Source organism: Streptomyces sp. LX-29 (genome assembly GCF_029541745.1).
Classification (GTDB): domain Bacteria; phylum Actinomycetota; class Actinomycetes; order Streptomycetales; family Streptomycetaceae; genus Streptomyces.
Genome location: NZ_CP089746.1, coordinates 3,663,409 through 3,685,508, shown reverse-complemented (window position 1 = coordinate 3,685,508; position 22,100 = coordinate 3,663,409). Strand labels below are relative to the sequence as shown.

16 protein-coding genes and 2 tRNA genes are annotated in these 22,100 nt (G+C 72.1%); 6 read left to right on the top strand and 12 right to left on the bottom strand.

All coding sequences use genetic code 11. The features are described 5' to 3' along the window. The first annotated feature begins 291 nt into the window (after nt 1–291). Nucleotides 292–1,944 carry a long-chain fatty acid--CoA ligase gene (locus LRS74_RS15810; protein WP_277741607.1) on the top strand — a complete coding sequence of 551 codons (1,653 nt, stop codon included), beginning with the start codon at nt 292–294 and terminating at the stop codon, nt 1,942–1,944. 357 nt (nt 1,945–2,301) lie between these two features. Here LRS74_RS15810 and LRS74_RS15805 read toward each other — a convergent pair whose 3' ends face one another. Beyond that, nucleotides 2,302–8,223, bottom strand: a complete 5,922-nt coding sequence (locus LRS74_RS15805; protein ID WP_277741606.1) for a PAS domain-containing protein — start codon at nt 8,221–8,223, stop codon at nt 2,302–2,304. Between the two features lie 180 nt (nt 8,224–8,403). Next, nucleotides 8,404–8,973 (bottom strand): SSI family serine proteinase inhibitor, encoded by a 570-nt coding sequence (locus LRS74_RS15800; RefSeq protein WP_277741605.1) that lies wholly within the window; start codon nt 8,971–8,973, stop codon nt 8,404–8,406. 206 nt (nt 8,974–9,179) lie between these two features. Here LRS74_RS15800 and LRS74_RS15795 point away from each other — a divergent pair. Both LRS74_RS15795 and LRS74_RS15790 read left to right on the top strand, forming a co-directional pair. Continuing rightward, a tRNA-Ser gene (locus LRS74_RS15795) sits at nt 9,180–9,270 on the top strand. A gap of 487 nt (nt 9,271–9,757) precedes the next feature. Next, nucleotides 9,758–9,830: transfer RNA gene (locus LRS74_RS15790), tRNA-Arg, on the top strand. 90 nt (nt 9,831–9,920) lie between these two features. Here LRS74_RS15790 and LRS74_RS15785 read toward each other — a convergent pair. Continuing rightward, nucleotides 9,921–11,195, bottom strand: a complete 1,275-nt coding sequence (locus LRS74_RS15785; protein ID WP_277741604.1) for a site-specific integrase — start codon at nt 11,193–11,195, stop codon at nt 9,921–9,923. 239 nt (nt 11,196–11,434) lie between these two features. Between LRS74_RS15785 and LRS74_RS15780 the strand changes: the two genes are divergently transcribed. Next, on the top strand, nt 11,435–12,631 hold the full coding sequence (locus LRS74_RS15780; protein ID WP_277740518.1) for an IS110 family transposase: 1,197 nt from the start codon (nt 11,435–11,437) through the stop codon (nt 12,629–12,631). A gap of 8 nt (nt 12,632–12,639) precedes the next feature. Here LRS74_RS15780 and LRS74_RS15775 read toward each other — a convergent pair whose 3' ends face one another. The 6 genes from LRS74_RS15775 to LRS74_RS15750 form a co-directional block, all read right to left on the bottom strand. Continuing rightward, on the bottom strand, nt 12,640–12,822 hold the full coding sequence (locus LRS74_RS15775; protein WP_277741603.1) for a helix-turn-helix domain-containing protein: 183 nt from the start codon (nt 12,820–12,822) through the stop codon (nt 12,640–12,642). Further along, on the bottom strand, nt 12,819–14,282 hold the full coding sequence (locus LRS74_RS15770; RefSeq protein WP_277741602.1) for a replication initiator: 1,464 nt from the start codon (nt 14,280–14,282) through the stop codon (nt 12,819–12,821). The genes LRS74_RS15775 and LRS74_RS15770 overlap by 4 nt, the downstream gene beginning before the upstream one ends. 126 nt (nt 14,283–14,408) lie before the next feature. Then, nucleotides 14,409–15,122 carry a DUF2637 domain-containing protein gene (locus LRS74_RS15765; RefSeq protein WP_277741601.1) on the bottom strand — a complete coding sequence of 238 codons (714 nt, stop codon included), beginning with the start codon at nt 15,120–15,122 and terminating at the stop codon, nt 14,409–14,411. Nucleotides 15,123–15,172: 50 nt separating this feature from the next. Then, entirely contained in the window at nt 15,173–16,468 is a 1,296-nt protein-coding gene (locus LRS74_RS15760; RefSeq protein WP_277741600.1) for a cell division protein FtsK, read from the bottom strand. Nucleotides 16,469–16,521: 53 nt separating this feature from the next. Further along, entirely contained in the window at nt 16,522–16,725 is a 204-nt protein-coding gene (locus LRS74_RS15755; RefSeq protein WP_277741599.1) for a hypothetical protein, read from the bottom strand. Next, on the bottom strand, nt 16,722–17,096 hold the full coding sequence (locus LRS74_RS15750) for a hypothetical protein (protein ID WP_277741598.1): 375 nt from the start codon (nt 17,094–17,096) through the stop codon (nt 16,722–16,724). The genes LRS74_RS15755 and LRS74_RS15750 overlap by 4 nt, the downstream gene beginning before the upstream one ends. 143 nt (nt 17,097–17,239) lie before the next feature. Here LRS74_RS15750 and LRS74_RS15745 point away from each other — a divergent pair, with 143 nt between their 5' ends. Next, entirely contained in the window at nt 17,240–17,701 is a 462-nt protein-coding gene (locus LRS74_RS15745; RefSeq protein WP_277741597.1) for a winged helix-turn-helix domain-containing protein, read from the top strand. 1,255 nt (nt 17,702–18,956) lie between these two features. Here the strand turns inward: LRS74_RS15745 and LRS74_RS15740 are convergent. The 3 genes from LRS74_RS15740 to LRS74_RS15730 form a co-directional block, all read right to left on the bottom strand. Continuing rightward, nucleotides 18,957–19,256, bottom strand: coding sequence for a hypothetical protein (locus LRS74_RS15740; protein ID WP_277741596.1), 300 nt, complete (start codon nt 19,254–19,256; stop codon nt 18,957–18,959). Continuing rightward, complete coding sequence (locus LRS74_RS15735; RefSeq protein WP_277741595.1) at nt 19,253–19,582, bottom strand: DUF6415 family natural product biosynthesis protein; 330 nt, start codon at nt 19,580–19,582, stop codon at nt 19,253–19,255. The genes LRS74_RS15740 and LRS74_RS15735 overlap by 4 nt, the downstream gene beginning before the upstream one ends. Before the next feature lie 114 nt (nt 19,583–19,696). After that, nucleotides 19,697–20,899, bottom strand: coding sequence for a helix-turn-helix transcriptional regulator (locus LRS74_RS15730; RefSeq protein ID WP_277741594.1), 1,203 nt, complete (start codon nt 20,897–20,899; stop codon nt 19,697–19,699). Between the two features lie 115 nt (nt 20,900–21,014). Between LRS74_RS15730 and LRS74_RS15725 the strand changes: the two genes are divergently transcribed. Then, nucleotides 21,015–21,512, top strand: a complete 498-nt coding sequence (locus tag LRS74_RS15725; protein ID WP_277741593.1) for an NUDIX hydrolase — start codon at nt 21,015–21,017, stop codon at nt 21,510–21,512. The last annotated feature ends 588 nt before the right edge of the window (nt 21,513–22,100 follow it).

Here is a 22,100-nt window from a genome sequence, read left to right as displayed (position 1 = left end):
CGGCGCCGACCGCCACCCATGGCGGCGGAGACACCGGCTCCGAGGTGCCGAACCGCCCCCGGTGGCGTCCGACGGCGCGCGACACGCCCGAGGGTGCCGACGGTGTGCGACACGCCCGACGGCGTCCGACGCGCCCGATGGCGCAGGTGGACGCTCACGGCGCCGGCCCGCATCGCGCTCCTCGCGACGCGCCGAGAGGGCTCGGTCACGCCGAAGTAGTGACATCCCGCCCGGTCGAATGCAGAATCGGCGGCACCTACTGGCGCGTAACCGGTCCTTCAGGAGGCCCCGGTGCTCAGCACGATGCAGGATGTCCCGCTGACCGTGAGCCGCATACTGCGGCATGGCGCGGTCGTGCACAGCGGCTCGTACGTCCTCACATGGACCGGGGATTCCACACCGACCAGGCGCACGTTCGGAGAGGTCGGCGCGCGCTGCGCGCAACTCGCCCACGCGCTGCGGGACGAACTGGGCGTCACCGGCGACCAGCGGGTCGCCACCCTGATGTGGAACAACGCGGAACACCTTGAGGCGTATCTGGCGGTCCCCTCCATGGGCGCCGTGCTGCACACCCTCAACCTGCGGCTGCCGGCCGAACAGCTCGCCTGGATCATCAATCACGCCGCCGACCGGGTCGTCGTCGTCAACGGCTCGCTGGTGCCCCTGCTCGCCCCGCTGCTGCCGAACCTGCCCTGCGTCGAGCACATCGTCGTCACCGGCCCCGGCGACCGCGGTCCGCTGGAGGGCGCGCGGGCCCGGGTCCACGAGTACGAGGAGCTCATCGCCGGCCGCCCGGTGGAGTTCGACTGGCCGGAGGTCGACGAGCGCGACGCCGCCGCGCTCTGCTACACCTCCGGGACCACCGGCGACCCCAAGGGCGTCGCCTACAGCCACCGCTCCATCTATCTGCACTCGTTGCAGCTCAACGCCGCGGAGTCGTTCGCCCTCGCCGCGCACGACGTGCTGCTGCCGGTCGTGCCGATGTTCCACGTCAACGCCTGGGGCACACCGCACGCCGCCTTCATGGCGGGCAGCTCCCTGCTGATGCCCGATCGTTTCCTCCAGCCCGCCCCGCTCGCCGAGATGATCGAGCGGGAGCGGCCCACGATCGCGGCCGCCGTCCCGACCATCTGGTCCGGGCTGCTGACCGAGCTGGACGCCAGGCCGCGGGACGTGAGCTTCCTGGGGCGCGTGATCATCGGCGGCGCGGCCTGCCCGCCCGCCCTCATGCGCGCCTTCCAGGAGCGGCACGGGCTGCGCTTGATCCACGCCTGGGGCATGACCGAGACCTCGCCGCTGGGCTCCGTCGCCCACCCCCCGGCCGGCCTGGCCGGGGAGGACGAGTGGCGCTACCGCGTCACCCAGGGCCGCTTCCCCGCCTCGGTCGAGGCCCGGCTGCGCGACGGCGAGGGGCGCTTCCTGCCCTGGGACGGCGCCTCGGCCGGCGAGCTGGAGGTGCGCGGCCCGTGGATCGCGGGCGCCTACTACGGGGGCGAGGGCGCCGCCCCGCTCCGCCCGGACGACAAGTTCAGCGAGGACGGCTGGCTGCGCACCGGCGACGTGGGCACCATCAGCCCCGACGGCTATCTGACGCTGACCGACCGGGCCAAGGACGTCATCAAGTCGGGCGGCGAGTGGATCTCCTCCGTCGAGCTGGAGAACCACCTCATGGCCCACCCGGCGGTCGCGGAGGCGGCGGTCGTCGCCGTCCCCGACGACAAGTGGGGCGAACGCCCGCTGGCCACGGTCGTGCTCCGGGACGGGAGCACCGTCGACTACCAGGAGCTGCGCGCCTTCCTGAGCGAGCGGATCGCCCGCTGGCAGCTCCCGGAGCGATGGGCGCTGGTCCCCGCCGTGCCCAAGACCAGCGTGGGCAAGTTCGACAAGAAGGTGATCCGGCGTCAGTACGCCGAGGGCGAGCTGGATGTGACGACACTGGACTGAGGCCGGTACGGCGGGAGAGCGGCGGCGCCGTCGGGCGCCGCCCCTCCCACTCCGCCCGTACGGCGCTCGTAACCGCGCCCGTGCGGCGCTGCTACGGCTTCCGCGCGGCGCGGGTGCGGCTTCCGTACGGCGTCCGCGCGGCGCTGGTACGGGGTCCGGACTCCGCCCGTACGGCGCTCGGCTCGGCCGTTCGGCGTGACCGCCCGCGGACACGGCCGTACAGCCACCGTCCTACGGAACCACCGAAACGCTCGTCGCGCGTCCGTGTCCGCGGCGTCCGTGTCCGCGTCCGTGTCCGTGTCCGCGTCCGCAGCGGCGTTCGCTGGACGCCGTCAGCCCGTCGACGGCCGGACGCCGTCAGTTGGTGCCGATCTTGGCCAGCAGGTCCACGATCCGCGTCTGCACCTCCGCGCTCGTCGAGCGCTCCGCGAGGAACAGCACGGTCTCGCCCGAACTCAGCCGGGACAGCTGGCCCGGGTCGATGTCCGCCGAGGTGTAGACGACCAGGGGGGTGCGGTTGAGCAGCCCGTTGCCGCGCAGCCAGTCCACGATCCCGGCCCGGCGACGCCGCACCTGCATCAGGTCCATGACCACCAGATTGGGCCGCATCTGCCCGGCCAGCGCCACCGCGTCCGCGTCCGTCACCGCCCGTGCGACCTGCATCCCGCGTCGCTCCAGCGTCGCCGTCAGCGCGCTGGCGATCGGCTCGTGCTCCTCGATCAGCAACACCCGCGGCGGGTGCTGCTCGCTGTCGCGCGGCGCGAGCGCCTTGAGCAGCACGGCCGGGTCGGCGCCGTACGCGGCCTCGCGCGTCGCCTGACCGAGCCCCGCCGTCACCAGCACCGGGACCTCGGCCGCGACGGCGGCCGTGCGCAGCGACTGCAGCGCGGTCCTGGTGATCGGCCCGGTCAGCGGGTCGACGAAGAGCGCGGCCGGATACGCCGCGATCTGAGCGTCCACCTCCTCCCGGGAGTTGACGATCACCGGGCGGTAGCCGCGGTCGCTCAGCGCCTGCTGGGTGGAGACGTCCGGCGCCGGCCAGACCAGCAGCCGGCGTGGGTTGTCCAGCGGCTCCGGCGGCAGTTCGTCGTCCGGCGGCGGCTGCGGGGTGCGGTCGTCGACGACCTCTATGGCGCCGTTCGGCCCGTCCAGCGGCTGCGGCCCCTCCTCGCCCTCGTCGGGCGCGCCGATCGCGAACGTCCGTCCGCGCCCGGTGGTGGCGTCCACGGGCGCCCCCGGCCGGTGCGGCTGCTGCGGCGTCCCGGCCAGCGCGGAACCCGCGGCGCCCTGCGGCTGCGCGCCCTGCTGCGGTCCGCCGGGCGACTGCGCACGCGGCTGGGAGTGCGGCTGAGGGTGCGGTGGGGTATGCGGCGGAGTGGCGCCCGGGCGCCCGGCGGGCATCGGCCCGACCTGCTCGTCGAGTTCCGGTCGCGAGGCCAGCTTGCGGCGCCGGCCGGAACCCGCGACGGGCACGCTGCCGGTCGGGGTCGGCCCCTGCCGCTGCGGGTCGGTGCCGGGCGGCGCGAACGGCACGCCCTGTCCCAGCGTGCGCACGCTGATCGGCCGCCCGTGGGAGGCGTCCTGACCCGGCTGCGCGGCCCCGCCGGAGCCGCCGGGCACGCCCTGGCCCAGACCGCCCGGCCCAGGTCCCATGGCCAGGCCCGTACCGGGTCCGGGCTCCGCCGACTGGCGGGGCTCCTCGGCCAGGGGGCGGCGGGCCCGCCGTCGGCCGGTCGGCTCCTGCCCCGGCGCCTGCGGCTGTCCGGGCGCGATGGGCCGCGCGGGGTCGTACGGTGCCCCGTCGCCCGCTTCGCGCGCGGCCGGCAACGCGGGCGCGGACCCGTCGGCGTCGAGACCCGCGTCGAGACCCGCGCCGGGGCCGCCCGCCGTCGTGTCGTCCGCCGGGTAACCGGCGCCCCGGCCGCCGTCCGGCCGTCGCGCGGCGGGCAGACCGGCCGCGCCGGGCCCGTGCGGCCCTTCGTCCGCCCTCGTCCGCCGGCCGGGGGCCGGGGCGTCACCGGCCCAGCCGCCCTGCGTCCCGGGGTCCTCGTCGACGGCCGGCGCGCCCACGCCGGGGCCGTACGGTCCCGCCGCCCGGCGGCCGTCGGCCCAGCCGTCCCGCGCCGCCGTGGCGCCCTCGCCGTACGGGGGTTGGGCGCCGCGTGCGCCGGGCACGGCGGGAGCGCCCGGGGCCTGCGGGCCGTCGGCCCAGCCGTCGTCCGGGGCCGCGTCGTCATCGGTGACGGGCATGCCGCCCGGACCGTACGGAGGTTGGGCCACGCGGGCGCGGCGCGCGCCGGGCACGGCGACTGCACGGGGGGCACCGTCCTGGCTGTCCTCGGGGGCGTACGGACCCTGCGGGTGGCCCGAACCCTCCGCCCAGTCGGCCGAGGCGTCGACGGCACCAGGAGCACCGGGAATGCCAGGAGCACGGGGAACGTCCGGGGCACCGGGAACACCCGGGCCACCCGGCAGCGCGGTCGCGGGGCCGCCGCGGTGGGCGCGTCGGCCCGCGGCGGGCGCACCCGCACCGGCGACGGTCTGCGGCGCACCGTGCTGGGCCGGGGCGAACGCGTCGCCCGGCGCGTGGCCCCACTCCTCCGTGCGCGGCGCGGCGCCGTGCGGGCCGGCGGACCAGCTGGCCTCGACCTCGGCCCCGGCATCGGCGTCGAGCTCGGGCTCGTGGCGGTCGTCGTCCCGCGCCGGCAGGGCGCCGCGCGCACCGGCCTGCGGTGGCACGGGCATGCCCGCGGCGTCGTCCGGGGCGGCGCCGCGCGCCGTGCCCACTCCAGGGCTGCGCGGATGGGGTGCGCCGCCCGGCGCCGTACCGTCGTCGAGCCGTCCGCGCGCGGCGGCGCCGGGCCCCGCCAGCGCCATGCCTCGGGCGGCGGCGAGGTCCTGTGAGCCGGGCAGGCCGTGCGGGACTCGCTGCGTGGCGGGCACGCCGTTCACCCCGTCGGCGTCGGACGGCCGACCGCCCACACCGCGGGCGCCGGGGACGGCCCGTGCGTCGGCGCCCGCCGGGGCACCGGGAACGGGCAGGGGGGCGCTGCCGCCCGGCAGACCGTGTCCGTCCGGGGCGTGCTGGGGGCCGGGCACAGCCGGCAGCCCGGCGGGGCCGTTCCCGCCCGGCGCGCCGGGCGCACCCTGGGCGGGCACCAGGCCCGCCGGACCCAGGTCGGCGGGAGTCAGGTCGGCCGGACCCGGGTCTGCCGGGCTCAGGTCACCCGGCGGCGGGGACGCGGGCGCGCGGTCGGCGGCGGCCGGGGGGAGGGCGAAGGGGGCGCGGGCGGCCGGCGGCGCGGCGCCGTCGGCCGGGGCGCCCTGGGGCTGCGGGCCGGTGGCCTCGGGAGCGTGGGGCGCGCCGGGTCCGGGCTGGTCCGCGCTCTCCGAGAGGGCGCGCCGGGCGCGGCGGCGACCGGTGCCCGGAGGCGCCTGCTGGGCCTCGCCGGGAACAGGCGCCGCGGACAGTGCGGGGACCGGGCCTTCGGCGCCCGCGGGCCCCTGGGGCGGGGTGGCGGCGTCGGCGGCGGCCGGGGGGAGCGCGAAGGCCGCACGGGCACCCGCCGGGGCCTCCGACTCCTGGGCGGGGGCGCCGCGTCGGGCTCGGCGGCCGGTCGGCGCGGGTGCGGAAGGGACGGCCTCGCCCGCCGGACCCTGGGCGGGCACCAGCCGTTGGCCGCCCGGTCCGACCCCCGCGGGGCCGACCGGGCTCAGCCCGGCGGGGCCGTCGAGGGCCGGGACTCCCTGCTCGGGAGTGTGGCCGTCGCCGGGCGCGCCGGAGAGCCCGGCGGGCGCGGCGGATCCGTCGGGAGTGGCGGCACCGGCCGCGAGGACGCCGGGAGCGTCGCCGCGCGCCTGACCCTGGGCCGTCGCGGGCAGGGGTTCGGCGGCGGGAGCCGGCTCCGGGGCGCGGCGCGCCCGGCGCCGCCCGGTCGGCCGGGGCAACTCCTCCGGCGCGACGGCAGTCGCGTCCGCGACCGCCACCAGGCCGTTCGGCGCGCCCGCGCCGGCCACCGGAGCCGCTGTCGGGAGCGCGCCGCCGGCCGTACCGCCGACCGCACGCCCGTCGGTCGCGTCGGCACCGTCGGTCGCGGGCGGGAGCTGGCCCTGGCCCTGGCTCTGGCCCTGGGCTCGGCCCGCGGTGGCGTCGCCGGGCGCGGCGCGGCGGGCGCGGCGACCCTTCGGGGCGCCGGCGGCCGCGGGATCCGCGCCGGCCTGCGGCTCGGCGTCCTGGTCCGGCTCGCCACCCTCGACCGGCACCGGGATCGAACCGGTGGCGGCGACGGCGCCGTCGGTGCGGCCGCTCCCGTCGGTGTGGCCCGCGCCGTCGGTCGCGTCCGCACGGCCCGTGACGTCCGCGCCATGCGTGGCGTCCGCGCCGTGCGTGCCATGTGTGGCGTCCGTGCCGGCGGTGCCGCCCGCGCCGTTCGTCTGTTCGCCGGATGCGGCGGTGGCTCCGGAGGGAGCGGCGGCTGCGGGGCCGGCGGCCGCCGCCGAGGCCGGTACGTCCAGGACGTACGCGCTGCCGCCGCCCATCCCGGGCACCTCGTGCGTCTGCAGCACCCCGCCGTGCAACCGCACGATGCCGCGGACGAGGGGACCGTGCACCGCGTCGCCGCCCGGGTAGGGCCCGCGGACCTCGATCCGCACGGCCTGACCGCGCTGGGCGGCCGCGACGACGATCGTGGAGTCTCCGGCGGGGATTCCGCCGCCGGCCGCGTTGCCGGTGGAGTCGACCCCGGCGACGTCCGCGATCAGGTGGGCGAGCGCCTGGGCCAGCCGCACCGGGTCCACCTCGGCCTCGATGGGCGGCGCGTGCACCGCGAACTGCGCCCGGCCGGGGCCGATCAGCTCGACCGCGCCCTCGACAGCCGCGGTCACCACGGCGTCCAGGGAGACGCGCCGCCGCTCCAGCCGCTCGACACCGGTGTCCAGGCGCTGGAAGCTGAGGACGTTGTCGACGAGGGTGGTCATCCGGGTGTAGCCGGCGGCCAGGTAGTGCAGGATCTGGTTGGCCTCGGGCCACAGCTGGCCGGCCGGGTCGGCGGCGAGCGTGCCCAGCTCGGCGCGGAGCTGCAGGAGCGGCCCGCGCAGCGACTCGTCCAGCACGGCGAGGAGTTGCGCGTGCCGGGCGGCCAGCGCGTCGTGGCGCTCGGTCTGCTCGGCGAGCATGGCGTCGTACGCCTCGGTCTTCTCCGCGAGCATGGCGTCGTAGGCGGCGGTCTTCTCGGTGACCATGGCGTCGTAGCGCTCGGTCTGCTCGGCCACCATCGCGTCATAGCGCTCGGTCTGCTCGGCGAGCATGGCGTCGTACGCCTCGGTCTTCTCCGCCAGCATGGCGTCGTAGGCCGTGGTCTTCTCGGCGACCATGGCGTCGTAGGCGGCGGTCTTCTCGGTGACCATGGCGTCGTAGCGCTCGGTCTGCTCGGCCACCATCGCGTCATAGCGCTCGGTGTGGCGGGCGACCATCGCCTCGTACTGCCGCCGGTCGGTGAAGGTCATCACCGCGCCGACCAGCTGGTCCCCGTCGCGCACCGGGGCGGTGGTCAGGTCGACGGGCACCTTGGTGCCGTCCTTCGCCCACAGCGTCTGGTTGCGCACCCGGTGCTTGCGCCCGGAGCGCAGCGTGTCGGCGAGCGGGGACTCCTCGTACGGCAGCGGGGAGCCGTCCGCGCGCGAGTGGTGCACCAGCGGGTGCAGCTCCTGGCCGCCCAGGTCGCTGGCGCGGAAGCCCAGGATCTGCGCGGCGGACGGGTTGACCAGGACGACCTTGCCGTCGGTGTCCACGCCGACCACGCCCTCGGCGGCGGCGCGCAGGATCATCTCGGTCTGCCGCTGCTGGCGCGCGAGTTCGGCCTCGGTGTCCACCGTGCCGGTCAGGTCGCGCACGACGAGCATGAGCAGCTCGTCGCCGGTGTAGCTGTGGTTGTCGGCGTACGGGGTGCGGCCGTCCTCCAGATTGGCGCTGGTCACCTCGACCGGGAACTGGAACCCGTCGGTGCGCCGCGCCATCATCCGGGTGGGTCGGGTGCGGCCGCCCTCGCGGTCGTCGATGGGGCGGCGCATCGATCCCGGGATGCGCTTGGAGTCGAAGTCCGGCAGCAGATCGAGGAGCCCACGGCCCACCAGCGCGGTGCCGGGCGTCTCGAAGCTCTCCAGTGCGATGTGGTTGGCGTTGACCACCGTGCCGTTGCAGTTGACCAGCAGCAGCGCGTCGGGGAGGGCGTCGAGTATGGCTGCGAGGCGAGCAGCGCCTCGGGATGGCCTGCTGCTCACGACGACGCTTCCTCCCTGGTTACCGCACCTTGCCGACACCCGCGGCCAGTCTGCCGCCCGGCCCTTGGAGTGTCACTAGAAGGGAGTCTAAGGGCAGGGGATGCGGGAGCGGCGGCGGATGAGAGGGAGGTTCTGCCACGCCTTTGTGCGACTCGCCGCACGCCGGACATGTGGCGTCCGTCACGAGCCGATCTTCGGCAACAGGGGCACGAACTTGTTCCAGCGGGCAATCTCGCAGCCGTCCTCGCGGTTGAAGTGCGCGTCTACGGGGCGGCCGGCCCAGACCCCGGTGACGTGTGCGGTGGCCGGCCCGCCGTACTGCAGGGTGCAGTTCGAGCCGGGCGAAACGGGGGCGAACAGGTCACGACCCCACCGGGTCTGCCCGTCCAGCGTCTCGCACGCCGCCTTCGCCTTGGGGTGGTCGCCGCCGGTGGGGTGGCAGGTCAAGTCGTACATCCCGTCCGTGCCGAGCCCCGCGCCGTGGACGGTGACGGTGAGGTGCTGCTCCGGGTCGCGCGGCTCCTCGGCGTCGCCGGTCCCCGCCCCGTCGCCCGGCCGGCCGGCGGGGTCGTGCACCGGCCCGCCCGTCACCGAGTCCTCGGGCACGGCGCGCTGCTCCCGCTCGGGGAGCGGCAGCGGCAGCGGTGCCGCGACGGCCGTCGCCGGGACGCTGGTCAGGGCGGCGGCGGCCGCTGCGGTGGCGACGGCGGCCCGGCGCAGCAGTAGCGGCAGCGGCGTGGACGTGCTCATGGTCGTACTCCTGGACTCGGCGGGCCGGGGGCACACACTGCCCCCTTTCCTCTAACGCGCACACGCCCCGCACGTTGCGGCCCCGGCGAGCGCTTTGCTCCGGTGCCGGGCGGCCTAGTACCGTAGAACGCGATTGGTGACCTGCCGCACGGCTGTGTCATCATCTGCACACGCCACCTCGCGCTTGCGCGGTGTGGAGTGGCAATGGAGGCGTCGCCTAGTCCGGTCTATGGCGCCGCACTGCTAATGCGGTTTGGGGCTTACCCCCCATCGAGGGTTCAAATCCCTCCGCCTCCGCTTACGAGAAGGGCCCCGGTCGCTACCGACCGGGGCCCTTCGCCGTTCCCGGCCGGAGTGCTCTTCGCTCTTCCGGCCGACGGACTCTTCCCGCTTCCGGCCGCGTGGAGCCCTTCCCCTCTTCCGGCCGACTCGCGCGGCCCTCTGGTGGTCTCCGGACACCTTCCGGCGCGCTCCCCGTCCACCCCTCGGACAACCTCGACCCGCCGTCCGCCCGTCGGCGCCCCCTGGAACACCCCTCGAAGGTCCCTCGAACGTCCCCACCGCGCCCCTCGGACATCCCGACGGCCCCCAGGGATGTGCAAGCGCTCACATTCGGCCCTCCGAAGCGGTCCGCGCTCCGCGTGGGCACTCGCCGGTCGATCTTGTGTAGTCGGCGTTTTCGCAGGTCAGAGGGGGTGTGGCAAACGGATTTCGCGTGACGGCGCAGGTCATGTAATGTTGTTCCCGCAACGCCGACCGGCAAGAAAAACCGCCGGGAAGCCAAGCGCTCGTAGCTTAACGGATAGAGCACTTGACTACGGATCAAGAGGTTGCAGGTTCGAATCCTGCCGAGCGCGCAGCAGGCCAGAGGCCCCTTCCGGGAACGGAAGGGGCCTCTGGTGTTTGCGATGACGGCAGTTTTGACGGCAACCGCTCCGCGGGGTGGATCAGACGGCGGCCGGGACACTGCCCGCGCCGGCATCGTCGTCTGGCTCGTTGCCGTCACGCAGGGCGTCGCCGACGCGGTCGAAGGCGGCGCGTTGCGAGTCCAGTCGGACGAAGGTGTAGATGTCCATCGTCACGCGTATGGAGCTGTGTCCGAGGACTTCCATGATCGTTCGTGCGTCGGCTCCGCGCTCGTGGAGGAGCGAGGCGCAGGTGTGGCGTAGGTCGTGGAAGCGGACGCGGCGCACCTTGGCCCGGTCGCAGAGCGCCGTGAAGGACCGGTTCAGGTTGCGCGGCTCGATGGGGGTGCCGTTCTTCGTCATGAAGACGAGGTCGCTGCCGTCCCCCTTCCACTTGTCGCCGGCCGCCCGCTTGTCCCCCTGCTGCTCCGCACGGCGGGCCCGGAGCGCCGCCACGCACTCGTCGGGCAGGGCCACCCGGCGTGCCGAACGCTGGGTCTTCGGGGCCGCGATGAGCAGTTCGCCGCCCACGCGCTGGATCGTCTGGCGGATGGTGACCACGCCTTCGTGCAGATCCACGTCACGCCAGCGCAGGCCGAGGACCTCCCCGCGGCGGAGGCCGATCCGTACGGCCAGCTCGTAGGCCGCCCACAGCCGGTTGCCCCGTGCCACCGCCAGGAGCTGACGCCCCTCCTTCGCGGTCAGTGGCTCGATCTCCCTCTTGGTGCCGGCGCTCAGCTCCACGTTCCGGGCCACGTTGCGAGGCAGCTCGTCCTCTCGGACGGCGTGCTGGAGCGCGGCCCGCAGGATCACCAGCAGGAACCTCACGGTGCGGTCTGACGGGAACTGCTCGCAGCACTGGCCGACCGCGCAGCAGCGGCGCTTCCTCTCAGGACGGGCCTTGTCCTTGCCCTGTGCGCAGCACTGGCACTTCCTGGCGGTCGAAACGAGGAAGGACCGTATGTCGCGAGCTGTGAGCCGGGTCAGCTTCTTCTTGCCCAACCCCGGCGTGATGTAGTTCCGCACCAGCGACTCGTACGCGGCGTACGTCGACAGCCGGACCTTGAGGCGCGCCACATTCGCCAACCAGTAGGTCATGTACTCGCCGAGATCCATCTTGGAGGTGGCGACAGGAATCCCGTTCTGAGAGTCGGCCTTGAGCCGGGTCACCTTGTCGTGCACCTCGTCTCGGGTCTTGCCGTAGACGCTGCGCCGCTTGTACGTCCCGTCTGTGCGGAGGGCGAACGCGATGCCCTCCCAACGGCCGTCCTTGCGCTGGTAGATGGACCCTTCGCCGTTGGCATTCCTCTTCGCCATCAGGCAGCCCTACCTTTCAACTCACGGGTGAACCGCAGCCATTCGTAAGGTTGTGGCACCCAGGGGAGCGGGGTGTGGCTCTCAGGCTGGCTGCCGTTGTTCGTGGCTCCGGAGGCTTGGCCGCCCTGCTCCCCACGACGACTCGGCCGCCGATTAGGAAGTGCGACAAGATCGCTGTGTAGGGCAATGCCGGCGAGGTCGTCCGTGGTAGGCAAGGCAGGAACGACTTCGGGAGCACGATGAGCCGGATATGGGCCGGGATCGACTGCGGCAAGACCCACCACCACTGCGTCGCCATGGACGTCGACGGCAAGACCCTGCTGTCGCGCCGGGTGGCCAACGACGAGCCCGAGCTCCTGAAGCTCATGGGCGACGTCCTCGACCTCGCCGACGGCCGCGAGCTGACCTGGGCGATGGACATGACCGGCGGCGAGCCGGGTCTGTTGATCGCTGTCCTGGTCAACCACCTGCAGGAGCTGCTCTACATCCCCGGCCGCATGGTCAACCGGGCCTCCGACGCCTACCGGGGAGAGGGCAAGACCGACGCCCGCGACGCCCGGATCATCGCCGACCAGGCACGCATGCGCCGCGACCTGCAGATCATCCGTCCCGACGACGAGACCACGATCGAGCTGCGGCTGCACACCAGCCACCGCATCGACCTGGTCGCCGACCGCACCCGCACCATCAACCGCCTGCGGGGCACCCTGCTGAGCATGTTCCCCGCGCTCGAACGCGCCCTGGAACTCACCAACGCAGGTCCCCTGGTCCTCCTCACCGGCTACCAGACCCCCGCCGCCCTGCGCCGCATCGGCGTCAGTCGGCTCACCACCTGGCTGCGCAACCGCAAGGTCCGCGGCGCCGAAAGCCTCGCCAAGGCCGCCGTCGAGGCCGCCGAGCGGCAGCACACCGCCGTGGCCGGCGAGAAGGCCATCGCGAAGATGGTGCACACCCTCGCCAGGGAGGTGATGGCCCTCAACGAGAAGATCGCCGAGATCGACAAACTCATCGAGGGCCGGTTTCGCGAGCACGAACTCGCCGAGGTGATCCTGAGCATGCCGGGCATGGGGCCCAAGCTCGGTGCCGAGTTCCTGGTCGCCGTCGGCGGCAGCCTGGCCGGCTTCCCCACCGCGGACCGCCTCGCGGCCTTCGGCGGCGTCGCTCCCGCCCCGCACGACTCCGGCAAGACCAGCGGAAACCTGCGGCGCCCGCAGCGCTACCACCGGCGCCTGCAACGCGTCTTCTACACCTCCGCGCTGGTCAGCTCCTGGAGCGATCCCAACTCCAAGCGGTTCTACGACCGCAAGAGAGCCGAGGGCAAGAGCCACGTCCAGGCCGTCCTCGCCCTCGCCCGCCGACGCGTCAACGTTCTGTGGGCCCTCATCCGTGACCGACGGTGCTACCAAGTCACACCGCCCGTCACGCTTGCCGCTTGACAACAGCATTAGGAAGCCTCCCGTTCGGTCTGTCGTGAGATGTAGTCGTGAAGTGCGGATTCGGTGATGCGGCGACAGCGGCCGACAGTGAGGGAGGCCAGCTCTCGCGAGCGGATGAGGTTGTAGACCGTCCAGCGGCTCACCTGGAGGTGAGCGGCGACCTGGTCCACGTTGAGCAGCCCAGGGGTCACAGCCAGGGGTCTCCTTCGGTCTTGCGTCGTTCGGCTTCGGCGCGGGTCTCGGCGATGTCGTGGCGGACCTGGGCGGCCAGGAGTTCTTCGCCGGGGCTGTAGCCGGAGGCCAGGTACCGCCAGTGGGAGAGGGCGAGGGTGGTCTCTCCGCCGGCTCCGGGTGCCTCGTGCTCGGAGTGGGTCTGGGCGGTGCGCCAGGCGCGGCGGATGTCGCGGAGGGCGCCGAGGGTGGTGGAGTAGGCGCGGGACTTGGTGGAGAAGTGACCGCGGAAGCCGAGCATGTGGGCCCACTTCCAGAGGTTGAGGTGGGCGAACTCGGGCAGGTGGCCGAGGGCCCAGGCGGTGCGGATCATCTGGCGTACGTGGCGCCGCACGGGGAGGTCGGCGATGGGTTCGGCCTGTCCGGTGCCGTCGCAGTCAGCGCACGCGTGGTGGAAGCCGTCGGGGCCGGTGATGTGGCCGCGTCCGGTGCAGCGGGGGCAGCGCAGGGTCCGGTCCACGGTGCCGGAGGTCTCGGCGCTCTTGGTGGCGTACTTGGCGACGTAGGCGGCGACTTTCTGGTCGGTGAGTTCACCGGCGGCCAGGTGCTCGATCTCTCGGATGTCGATCTGCCGGCCCCACCGCAGCTCGCGTTCGCCGGTGGCGTCGGAGTCGACAGTGAGCGTCGCGCGTTCGGCGGCTGCCGTGATGGCGTGGGTGAGGGCGTCGGTGGTGGCCCAGGCGGGTGGGGGTTCGCTGTGGCCGTCGGGGCCGTCGAGGCGGATCACGGCGTGGAAGTGGACCAGGCCGCGCTTTTGGTACTCGGCGACCTTCGCGAAGGAGACGCGCAGGGAGGCGTTGAGCTCCTTCTGAGTCATGTCCAGGTGTGCGGCGAGTTCGCGGCGGAGGTAGGTGGTGAAGCGGGCCCACAGGGCTCCGGCGTGGGCGTTCCAGAGCACGGCGCCGGCGTAGTCGTAGGTGGTCGGGTCGAGCGGGGTCCCCAGGGCGGGGTCGTCGGCCAGGTGGTGTCCGCCGCAGCGGCAGGGCCGGGTCTTCGCCGTGGCGGTGGTGGGGCGGTTGTGGACTGGGCCGAAGGAGGGGGCCGTGAGAGTGGCGAAGACGCGGGGGTGGGTGCGGACGGTGTCGGGGACGGTCTTGCCGCCGGAGAGGCCGGCTTTGATCAGGTGGTAGGTGTCGGCGGCGTAGAGCCGGGAGCAGGCCGGGCAGCGGGAGGCGCGGCGGTTGCCGCAGGCGGTGAGCAGGCGGCCAGTGGGCTCATCGGCGGTGGTGTAGGAGCGCAGGACCGCATTGGTCGCAGCGTCGCGGGTCTCGGTGGAGCCGACGAGGTTGACGGGACGGGTGCAGCCGCGGACTTGGCGGATCTGGTCCTGGACGCGGTCGAAGTCGGGCAGGTGGGCGAGCTCGACCAGGTCGCGGACGGCCAGGCTCGCCACGTGGCGCAGGTCCAGCGGGCGGTTCAAGGGAGAGGTCTCCTTTCGAGGGTGGGGCCCGAGCAGCCCGGGGCGGGGTGCGAGGCTGCTCGGGGCATGACGGACCGGGCCCTGTCGGGCGGGAGTGATGGGTGGGTCCCGGGGTGGCCACCGGGGTCAGCGGGTGAGCTGGGCGTGCGCGGCGGTGGCCAGGGGGAGGGCGACACCGAGGCGAGCGCGGAGCTGGGCGAGGGTGATGGGTTCGCCGTGTTCGGCCTGGTGGGTATTGGCGATGGCGCGGGCTGCCGCCATCAGCGGTTGGGGTACGACGACGGCCGGCAGGTCGGGGCTGGGCGCCGGTGCTGTCGTCGGTACCGGAGCGGGTGCCGCGGTGGGCTCCGGGGCCGCAGGAGTCGGGGGTGCCGTGGCCGGGGCGGGCGCGTCGGCCGGGCCCGGGGCCGGCTGCTCGGGCGCCGTCGCGGCGGCTTGGGCCACGGTGTGGAAGTGGCGCAGGAGTTGGGGGCCGACGGCTCCCCAGCCCAGGAGGAGGAGCGGGGCGACGGCGTCGACGGCGGCGCGGCCGTAGTGCTCGGTGGCCAGGGGTTCGGCGATGTTGAGTGCCAGGGTGAGCAGGCCGGACAGGTGCATGAGCCGGGTTGCGGACTTCATGTGCTGGGCGGGGACGCCGCGCAGGGACAGGTAGCGCAGGGCGACCAGGAGGCCGACCACGGAGAGGTCGACCATCGGCGCGATCAGCGGTGCGATGGGGCGAGGGATGCCGAGGCGGAGGGCGAGGGCCCAGACGTTGCCGAAGGAGAAGACGAAGGCCAGGGCGGCGATGACGGCCATGACCACGGTCACCGTGCGCTGAGTGATCCGATCTTCAGCCATGAGGGGGTTCACCTCCTTTCGGGTGTCGGTGGAGCCGGAGCGGGGCGGGGTCAGGCCGCCTTCACGAGTTGGGCGAGGAGTTCGGCGGGGTCGCGGGTCAGATGCGCGGTGGCGGCGGCGATGCGGTCGGCGTCTGTGTCGGCCACATACGGGGTGCGGACGCGGGTGAAGCCGGGCCGACCCTGGTGGGCCATGGACGCCACGCCGACGTAGACCGGGTCCTGGAGAGCGGTGGGGTTGGCGTCCGGCCAGTTCCGGATGTCCTCTCCCAGGGCGACCACGGCCGCCTCAGCAGTCTTCTGCGCGAAGGACAGGCCCACCGGACAGACATCGCGGATGAAGGTGGGGATAGCGTCGCCGGTCGCCTTCTGGGTCGCGATGATCACCAGCATGCCGACACTCCGCCCCTTCTTCACCAGGTCCTCCACCAGTCGGGCGTTCTCCGCGGCGAGCGCGGCGAGCTTCTTCGTCTGGGGGTCCGAGCCCTTGTGCTCGCGGAAGTAGGTGTGCGCTTCGTCGATGATCAGGACCGTCAGGGGCCAGGCGGCGGAGGGGCCGACGTGCCACATGTTCTTGACCCCGAGCACGGAGCGGATGGCCGCCGAACGGGCCCGCCGCAGCTCCACCAAGCGCGTGAACAGGGCGTTCGCCTCCCCGAGGTCATCCCCGACGAACGCGAAAGCACGCTGGGCCAGCTCCGCGTAGTCCCCCTCAGCAGACGAGGTGACCTTGCCGTCAGCAACCGCGTACTGGATCGCGTCCGAGGGCGCGGTGTCGCACAGGAACCGGTTCAGCAACGAGGTCTTGCCGAAGCCGGGCAGACCAGCCACGGTCACGCCAGGTACGTCGGCCAGGCTGACGCTCACCGGCTGGGCGTACTCGTCCAACCCCAGGTGCCACGTCGCGATCTCCTCCGGCGGGGCCCCGGTCGGGGTGTGGTCGGTGCGGACGATGAGCGGGTCCATGCGCACGCCGCGGATCAGGAGCCGGCCCGGCGTGTCGGGCAGGACCGATACGCGGGCGCACCGCCAGGCATCGGCCAGATACGGGGCCGCGCGCTGGAACTCGCCCAGGCTCACCTTGGGCAGGCACTCCGCCCGGACCAGGACCCCGTACCGGTCAGGGGCCACCTTGATCTTCGGGATGAGCACCCGAGGCTTGGGCACCTTGCCGTCCGGGGCGACCACCACGGTCGGCGGCGTCTTGTCCGTCACCGACAGCCCCGCCATCGGCGCCAGCCGCCGCCAGCCGAAGCGGACGCGGACCGCCTGACGGATGCTGGCCCGCGTCATCGTGTCCGCACGCACGTAGCGCACCAGCCACAGCACCGCCCATATGGAGGCCACGGCCAGGGCCGCCCCGGCCACAGCCGGGGCAGACCCAATGAACTCCCGCGCAGTCACGCGTTGCCCTTCGTCGTGTAGATGAATCGGTAAAGCGCCTGCATGAGTTCCACCAGGTCACGACCGGACCTGAGCGGCGGAAAGCCGTGGGCCTCCAGGACATCGGCCACGTCGAAGACCAGGCCGTTGTTGAACCGGGAGTCGTTGGCCCCACCCTCCGGCACGACCGGGTAGGCCGGGTTGATGTCGGCGGCCGTCACGCGGCCGACTCCGACACCTCGGGAGCCTGCGGCAGACCCGCCAGTTCCAGGCGCGAGACCCGGTAGGCGACGCCGTCGGACAGCTGACCGTTGAAGATGCGAGCCCACGGGAGGGCGAACAGCTCCATCAGCCGGACCGGAAGACCCTGCCTGAGGCCGTCCACGAGACCGGACTGCGGTACGGTGATCTTCATCTGCTCCGCCCGCCCCTCCTCCATGAGGAACACGGTCAGCGTGAACAGGGTCTCGCCGGTCTCCCGGTCGGTGGCCAGCTCGCCGGTCTCCGGGTCTTTCACCTTCGGCACCGGCAGCGTGCCCACGATGAACTGCGTGGACGGCAGCAGCCCGACACGGATGCGGGTCATAGCCATTGCTTGAACTTCCTTTCGTCACCGGCCGCTTGTGCGGCGGGACTCCACCTTCACCTAGCTAGGCTAGCTATGTCAAGCGATCTAGCTACCTTGGTTTGTTCGGTGGGTGTGATAGGTGGGCTAACGCGGGCTACCCTTGGGCCATGACGCCGCCGACGCACGATTCGCGCCCGCCCTACCAGCAGGCCGCCGACGCTCTCCGGGCGGAGATCAAGGCGGGCAAGATCAGGCCGGGCGAACAGCTCCCCTCGCACCGCGAGCTGCAAGAGCGGTTCGGCGTCGCCAACATGACCGCGCGCAGCGCCCTACGCGTACTCCGCGACGAGGGCTTGATCTACACCGTCCAGGGGCGGGGTAGCTATGTCGCGGACGTGATCGGGCCCAACGGCGAGAACTACGAGGCCAAGACCTACCGGCGACCGCAGCAGCCCACGCCTACCGAGGCCGGGGCGGAGCCGGACGATGCGCCGGCCGCGGGCTCTCTCACCGAGGTTCTCCAAGCCATCCGGGACCAGCTCCGCACGTTGAACGCGGACGTCCAGGCGCTCAAGCAGGAAGTCGCCGAGCTGAAGTCTCACCAGGGGCCGGGGGCCGCCGCTCATTGATCGCGGACACCTCGGCGCGCAGGCTCTCCACTTCCCGGCGCAGCCGTTCGACCATCTCCGCGATCTCTGCGAGCAGCGCGCGGTCTTCCGGACTCAAGGTGCTTCCTCCCCGTATTCGTACGTGCTGGAACTGCCGGGTCTTGCAGGGCATCAGGGCAGACCGCCCGGCCCGGCCAGCGGCTAGAGCTGTTCAGAGTTTCTTTACTGGATCAAGTGCCCGATTCCATACCGGTTTTGACGAGATTTTAANACCCCGATTTCGCCGAACGCCGCCTGTGTCTCAGCCATCCGTTCAAGTCCTCTCGCGCTCTGCTACGTACGGTCAGACCGAGGCGTCGAGCAGGACACGACGAGCACCCCGGTACCATCGGGCACCAGGGTCCTGAGAACGGACTCTCGACCGGACTCCCCCGGGCCTGCCAGGGTTTGAGGGGGAGTCTGGTCTTTGCATCTGGAGTTGTCGAAGGCGGTCCGGCCCCCCCCGGCGTGACAGGGAGGCGAGGAGCCGGACCGCGTGGCGGTGGAATGGACGACACCGCCACCACCTGACGTGACTTCCCCGGCCACCGGGCGATGTGGCCTCCACCTGGGAAGAGCACGTCAGGGATCAAGGGGGACCGAAGCTCGCTGGTCTACAGCGGCCCCGCCCAGCTCTATGGGGGACTGCTCCCGGGCGAACCGAGCTGCTCGCCGCCACCGGCCGTGGACCGATCAAGAGCGGGACCAGGACCGTCAGGGGCCAGAGGCCACGTTCGCGGGTCCAGCTCGCGAAGCCGGCGGGCTGACTCCTCCTGCAGAGCCGGCCCCTGGGACCGCACTGCCGCGGCTGCGTGATCCCGGCACTCGTCCAGACGTCGGTACAGCTCACGCTCACTCAGGTGCCGACCCCACCAGCAGCTCACCGCCTCGACGGCCCAGCCACACACCCGCTCTACAGCCCGAGCCCATCGGACCGCCCATCGCTGACCATCGGCCCCGTCGGTCGCGCGGACCTCGACCTGATCCCACGGCCGGGCAGGTGCCAGTCCAGCACCGAGTCCTTCAGGATCGCTCACCGCCCAGTGGCGCGTCACCGTCTCGGTGAAGCGGTCGTGCTCCGGGTTACTGGCCCGGTGCAGCCGCATCCACAGCTCAAACAGCGGTACCCCGCCCGTGGCCCACACCGAGCCGTCCCCGCACGCGTCGCAGGTCACCCGGACCCGCAGTACAGGCGCATCCGGAGCCACATCGAAACGCAGCCGGGAAACAAGATCGATCACGACTGCCGACCTCCCGCCGAGGGCACCCGCTCTTCGCCGCGCTCCACCAGGACGTGCGACAGCTCAGGCGGCCACCACGCCGACCCCGCGTCGAAGACCAGCACCGCGGCCGGCACACCCGTGGGGTACCGGCCCGAGCACACTTCCTTGACCGCGATCCAGCAGCCCGCCAGCCAGACCCGATCTCCGGGCAGCACCCCGACCGCAGCAACGGGCCGACCGGAAGGCAGCCGCCGATCGATCCGCTGCCTCGGCACGTTGAGGGCGACCGCCGCACGCAGCTTCCAACGCTTCATCCGGCATGCTCCCCGGAGGCATCCGCGTTGTTGAGTAGGAACTGGCAGGTCCGCCCCAGGTGGCGCACGTGGTCCGAGGCCGACCGCAAACCCGGGCCGAGCCCCTGGCCCACCAGGTGGGGAATGGTGTCGAGCTTGCTGCGCTTCTGGTACCACTCCACCGAGCCCCGCCACAGGTCACTGACCTGCTCCTCCGCCAGCGGCAACAGGGTCTCGATATGCGCCAGCAACTCAGCGTGCAGCTCTCGCAGTTCCTCGTACGGGGGCAGCGTTGACCGCTGCACCACGGCACGATTGATCGTCACTTCGATCGCGCGTACGTCCACCGTTGGCCATCCTCCCCAGGCTAAGGCGGCTTGAGTGGGGAGACGGTAGGCGCCGAAAGCGGTGTGGACCCGGAAGAAATTTCCGGGTCCACATGGCGGGGTCGGGGGCTGGACTTAGGTGAGTACCCCGAGGCCCAGGGCGAGTTCATGCGCATCGCGGCGCCGACTCCGCTCGTGCAGCCGGCGCCCGAGGTCACGGGCGAACTCGTGCGCCCGCATCTGCTCCGGCGCAGTCCTGAAGGCCCGCTTCAGGTGATCCACCGCATCGTCGGTCCGCCCAGCCTCCCCGTAGGCCCGAGCGACGTCAAGGCGTGCCCTGGCCCGCCGCTCCGGTGGGAGTCCAGCAGGCCGCACACCCGGTGCTATGTCCACGGCAACCTGCACGTCTTCAAACTCAAGCGCCAGCGCCAGACGGTGAATCTCCACGTTGCTCGGTCCGAAGGACGTCCACATCTCGTTGGCATCCCTGCCCAGGCGATCGGCTGCTGCCTGCGCCTTCGCGATCATGTCTTCGGCGAGAGCTCGATCACGCAGCCGCGCCGCGGCGACCGCCCCGTTCAGGAAGAGCGTTCCGTAGAGGGAAAGCGCCGCGGGGGAGCTCTCCCACCAACCGGGTGGGAGATCGTTGGCTGCGTCGAGGGTGACGCTTACCGCCTCCGCCGCGTGGTCGGCGCCGAGCTGGACATGTGCCACGCACCGGCGGAGCGCCAGCATGATGGCTGGATCACCTGACTCGGTCGCGGCTACGTCACCCTGGTCCGCAGCTATCCAGGCCAGATTCGTCTCGCCCAGCTTCCGGAGGAACGCCGCGGTCACGTGACAGGTCAGGGCGAACAGTCGAAGGGCCTCGGTTCTGTTCTGCCTCACGAGGTGCCCGTGGGTGGCCATTCGCACGTCGGCCAGCAGTCCTGGAAGCCGCGCTGCGAGCTTCGCGTAAGCAGACGACTGGTACAGCTCCCAGGCGTCGTTGACCTCCACCCTGAGCCGCTCCAAGCGCGGAGGCTCCCGGTTGTCGTACAGTGCGCCGGCCAAGCGCCGAGAGTGCATGAGTGCGGCTCGGATGGCGGGCACGCTGCCCTTGTGGTCGTCGTGATCACCGAGGAGTGTCGGCGCGCCTTGCAGGTCTTCCACGTGGACCCGCAGGGCGTCCGCCAGGTCCGCGAGCATCTTGACGTTGTTCACCGGGATGCGCCCGGCCTCAACCCGGTACACCCAGTCTTCGGAGCGGTTCACCAGCTCCCCGAGCTGCCACTGATAGAGGCCGCGTCGTTCCCGGTAGAACTGAACCCGCTCGCCGAAGGAGAGCTGAGTAGTCATGCCACGCATCGTCGGATCTCCTCACTCTGTGAGGCCGAGTGTCACACGGTGCGTCATGCGTTGGCAGCGGATTGGGGCGACCAGGGGCGAGGAGCACGGTCAGTAGGCTCGTGCCATGCCCGAGAACGAGCACGAGCAGCGGATGGCGCGACCCCGGATGGCGGCCGGCGCCTTGTTCTTCGACGCCCAAGGTCGCGTGCTGCTGGTGCAGCCTTCGTACAAGCCGATGTGGGAGATCCCCGGCGGATACATCGAGGAAGGCGAGTCGCCCCTGGCAGCGTGTCGACGCGAGGTTGAAGAGGAACTGGGCATCACGCCGGCCATCGGTTCTCTGCTGGTGATCGACTGGGCGCCAAACCCTGCTGAAGGTGACAAAGTCCTGTACGTCTTCGACGGCGGGGAGTTGACGCCGGACGCGGGGACGGCAATCAAGCTTGCCTCTGACGAGCTGCTGGCCGCGGAGTTCTTCTGGAGCGAGGAACTCGACCAGCTACTGATCCCAAGGCTTGCCCGCCGTGTGAAGGGCGCCATGGTGGCACGGGCCGAAGGGCGCACGACTTACCTGGAGCACGGGGAACCGGCACGCGCCATTCCTGGCGACAACGCTGAATAGACGTCTCATGCGGCTAGGCCTTCTGAGCTGGGCTCGCCCTCTCCCAAACCGTGCGGAAACTAGTCCGGCCTTTCAGTAGGCGGGTCCACCTGAATGGGTTAGTAACTCTGGCGCCCTACTGTCGAGGCGGCTAAGCCTGGAGTAGATGGGGAACGTGGGTTTTGTGGAAACGCCCTGTCTGGAGACCCCTTGAGGGAGGCCGCATGTTTTGGAAGGGTGAGGCGACGTCAGTAAAGAGTGGTGACGTCATGACAATAAGGGAGATGGGCGAAGGCGGCTGGACCGAAGTTGGTGTCATTTCCAATTCGCAAGAGCTCGGATTCCGAGGGGGCAGTGAGCAGCTCTTCTTTTCTTTCGGCCGCAAGAAGGTGATGGCGCTTGATGCTGTGCTTGATGAAACTTCAGACGACGTAGTAGTGGTAATTGCTCGCGCAGATCCTTCATCGAGGGATGGAATTCTATCGGTACTGCAAGAAATGCACGTCGATGTTGAGAGTGAGTGGGATCGGCTCGGGTCTGCGGTCCAAGAAAGCGCGTATGCCTTCCCTCTGGTATTCCGGCGGACGTGCCGGAACCATCCAAGGGAGC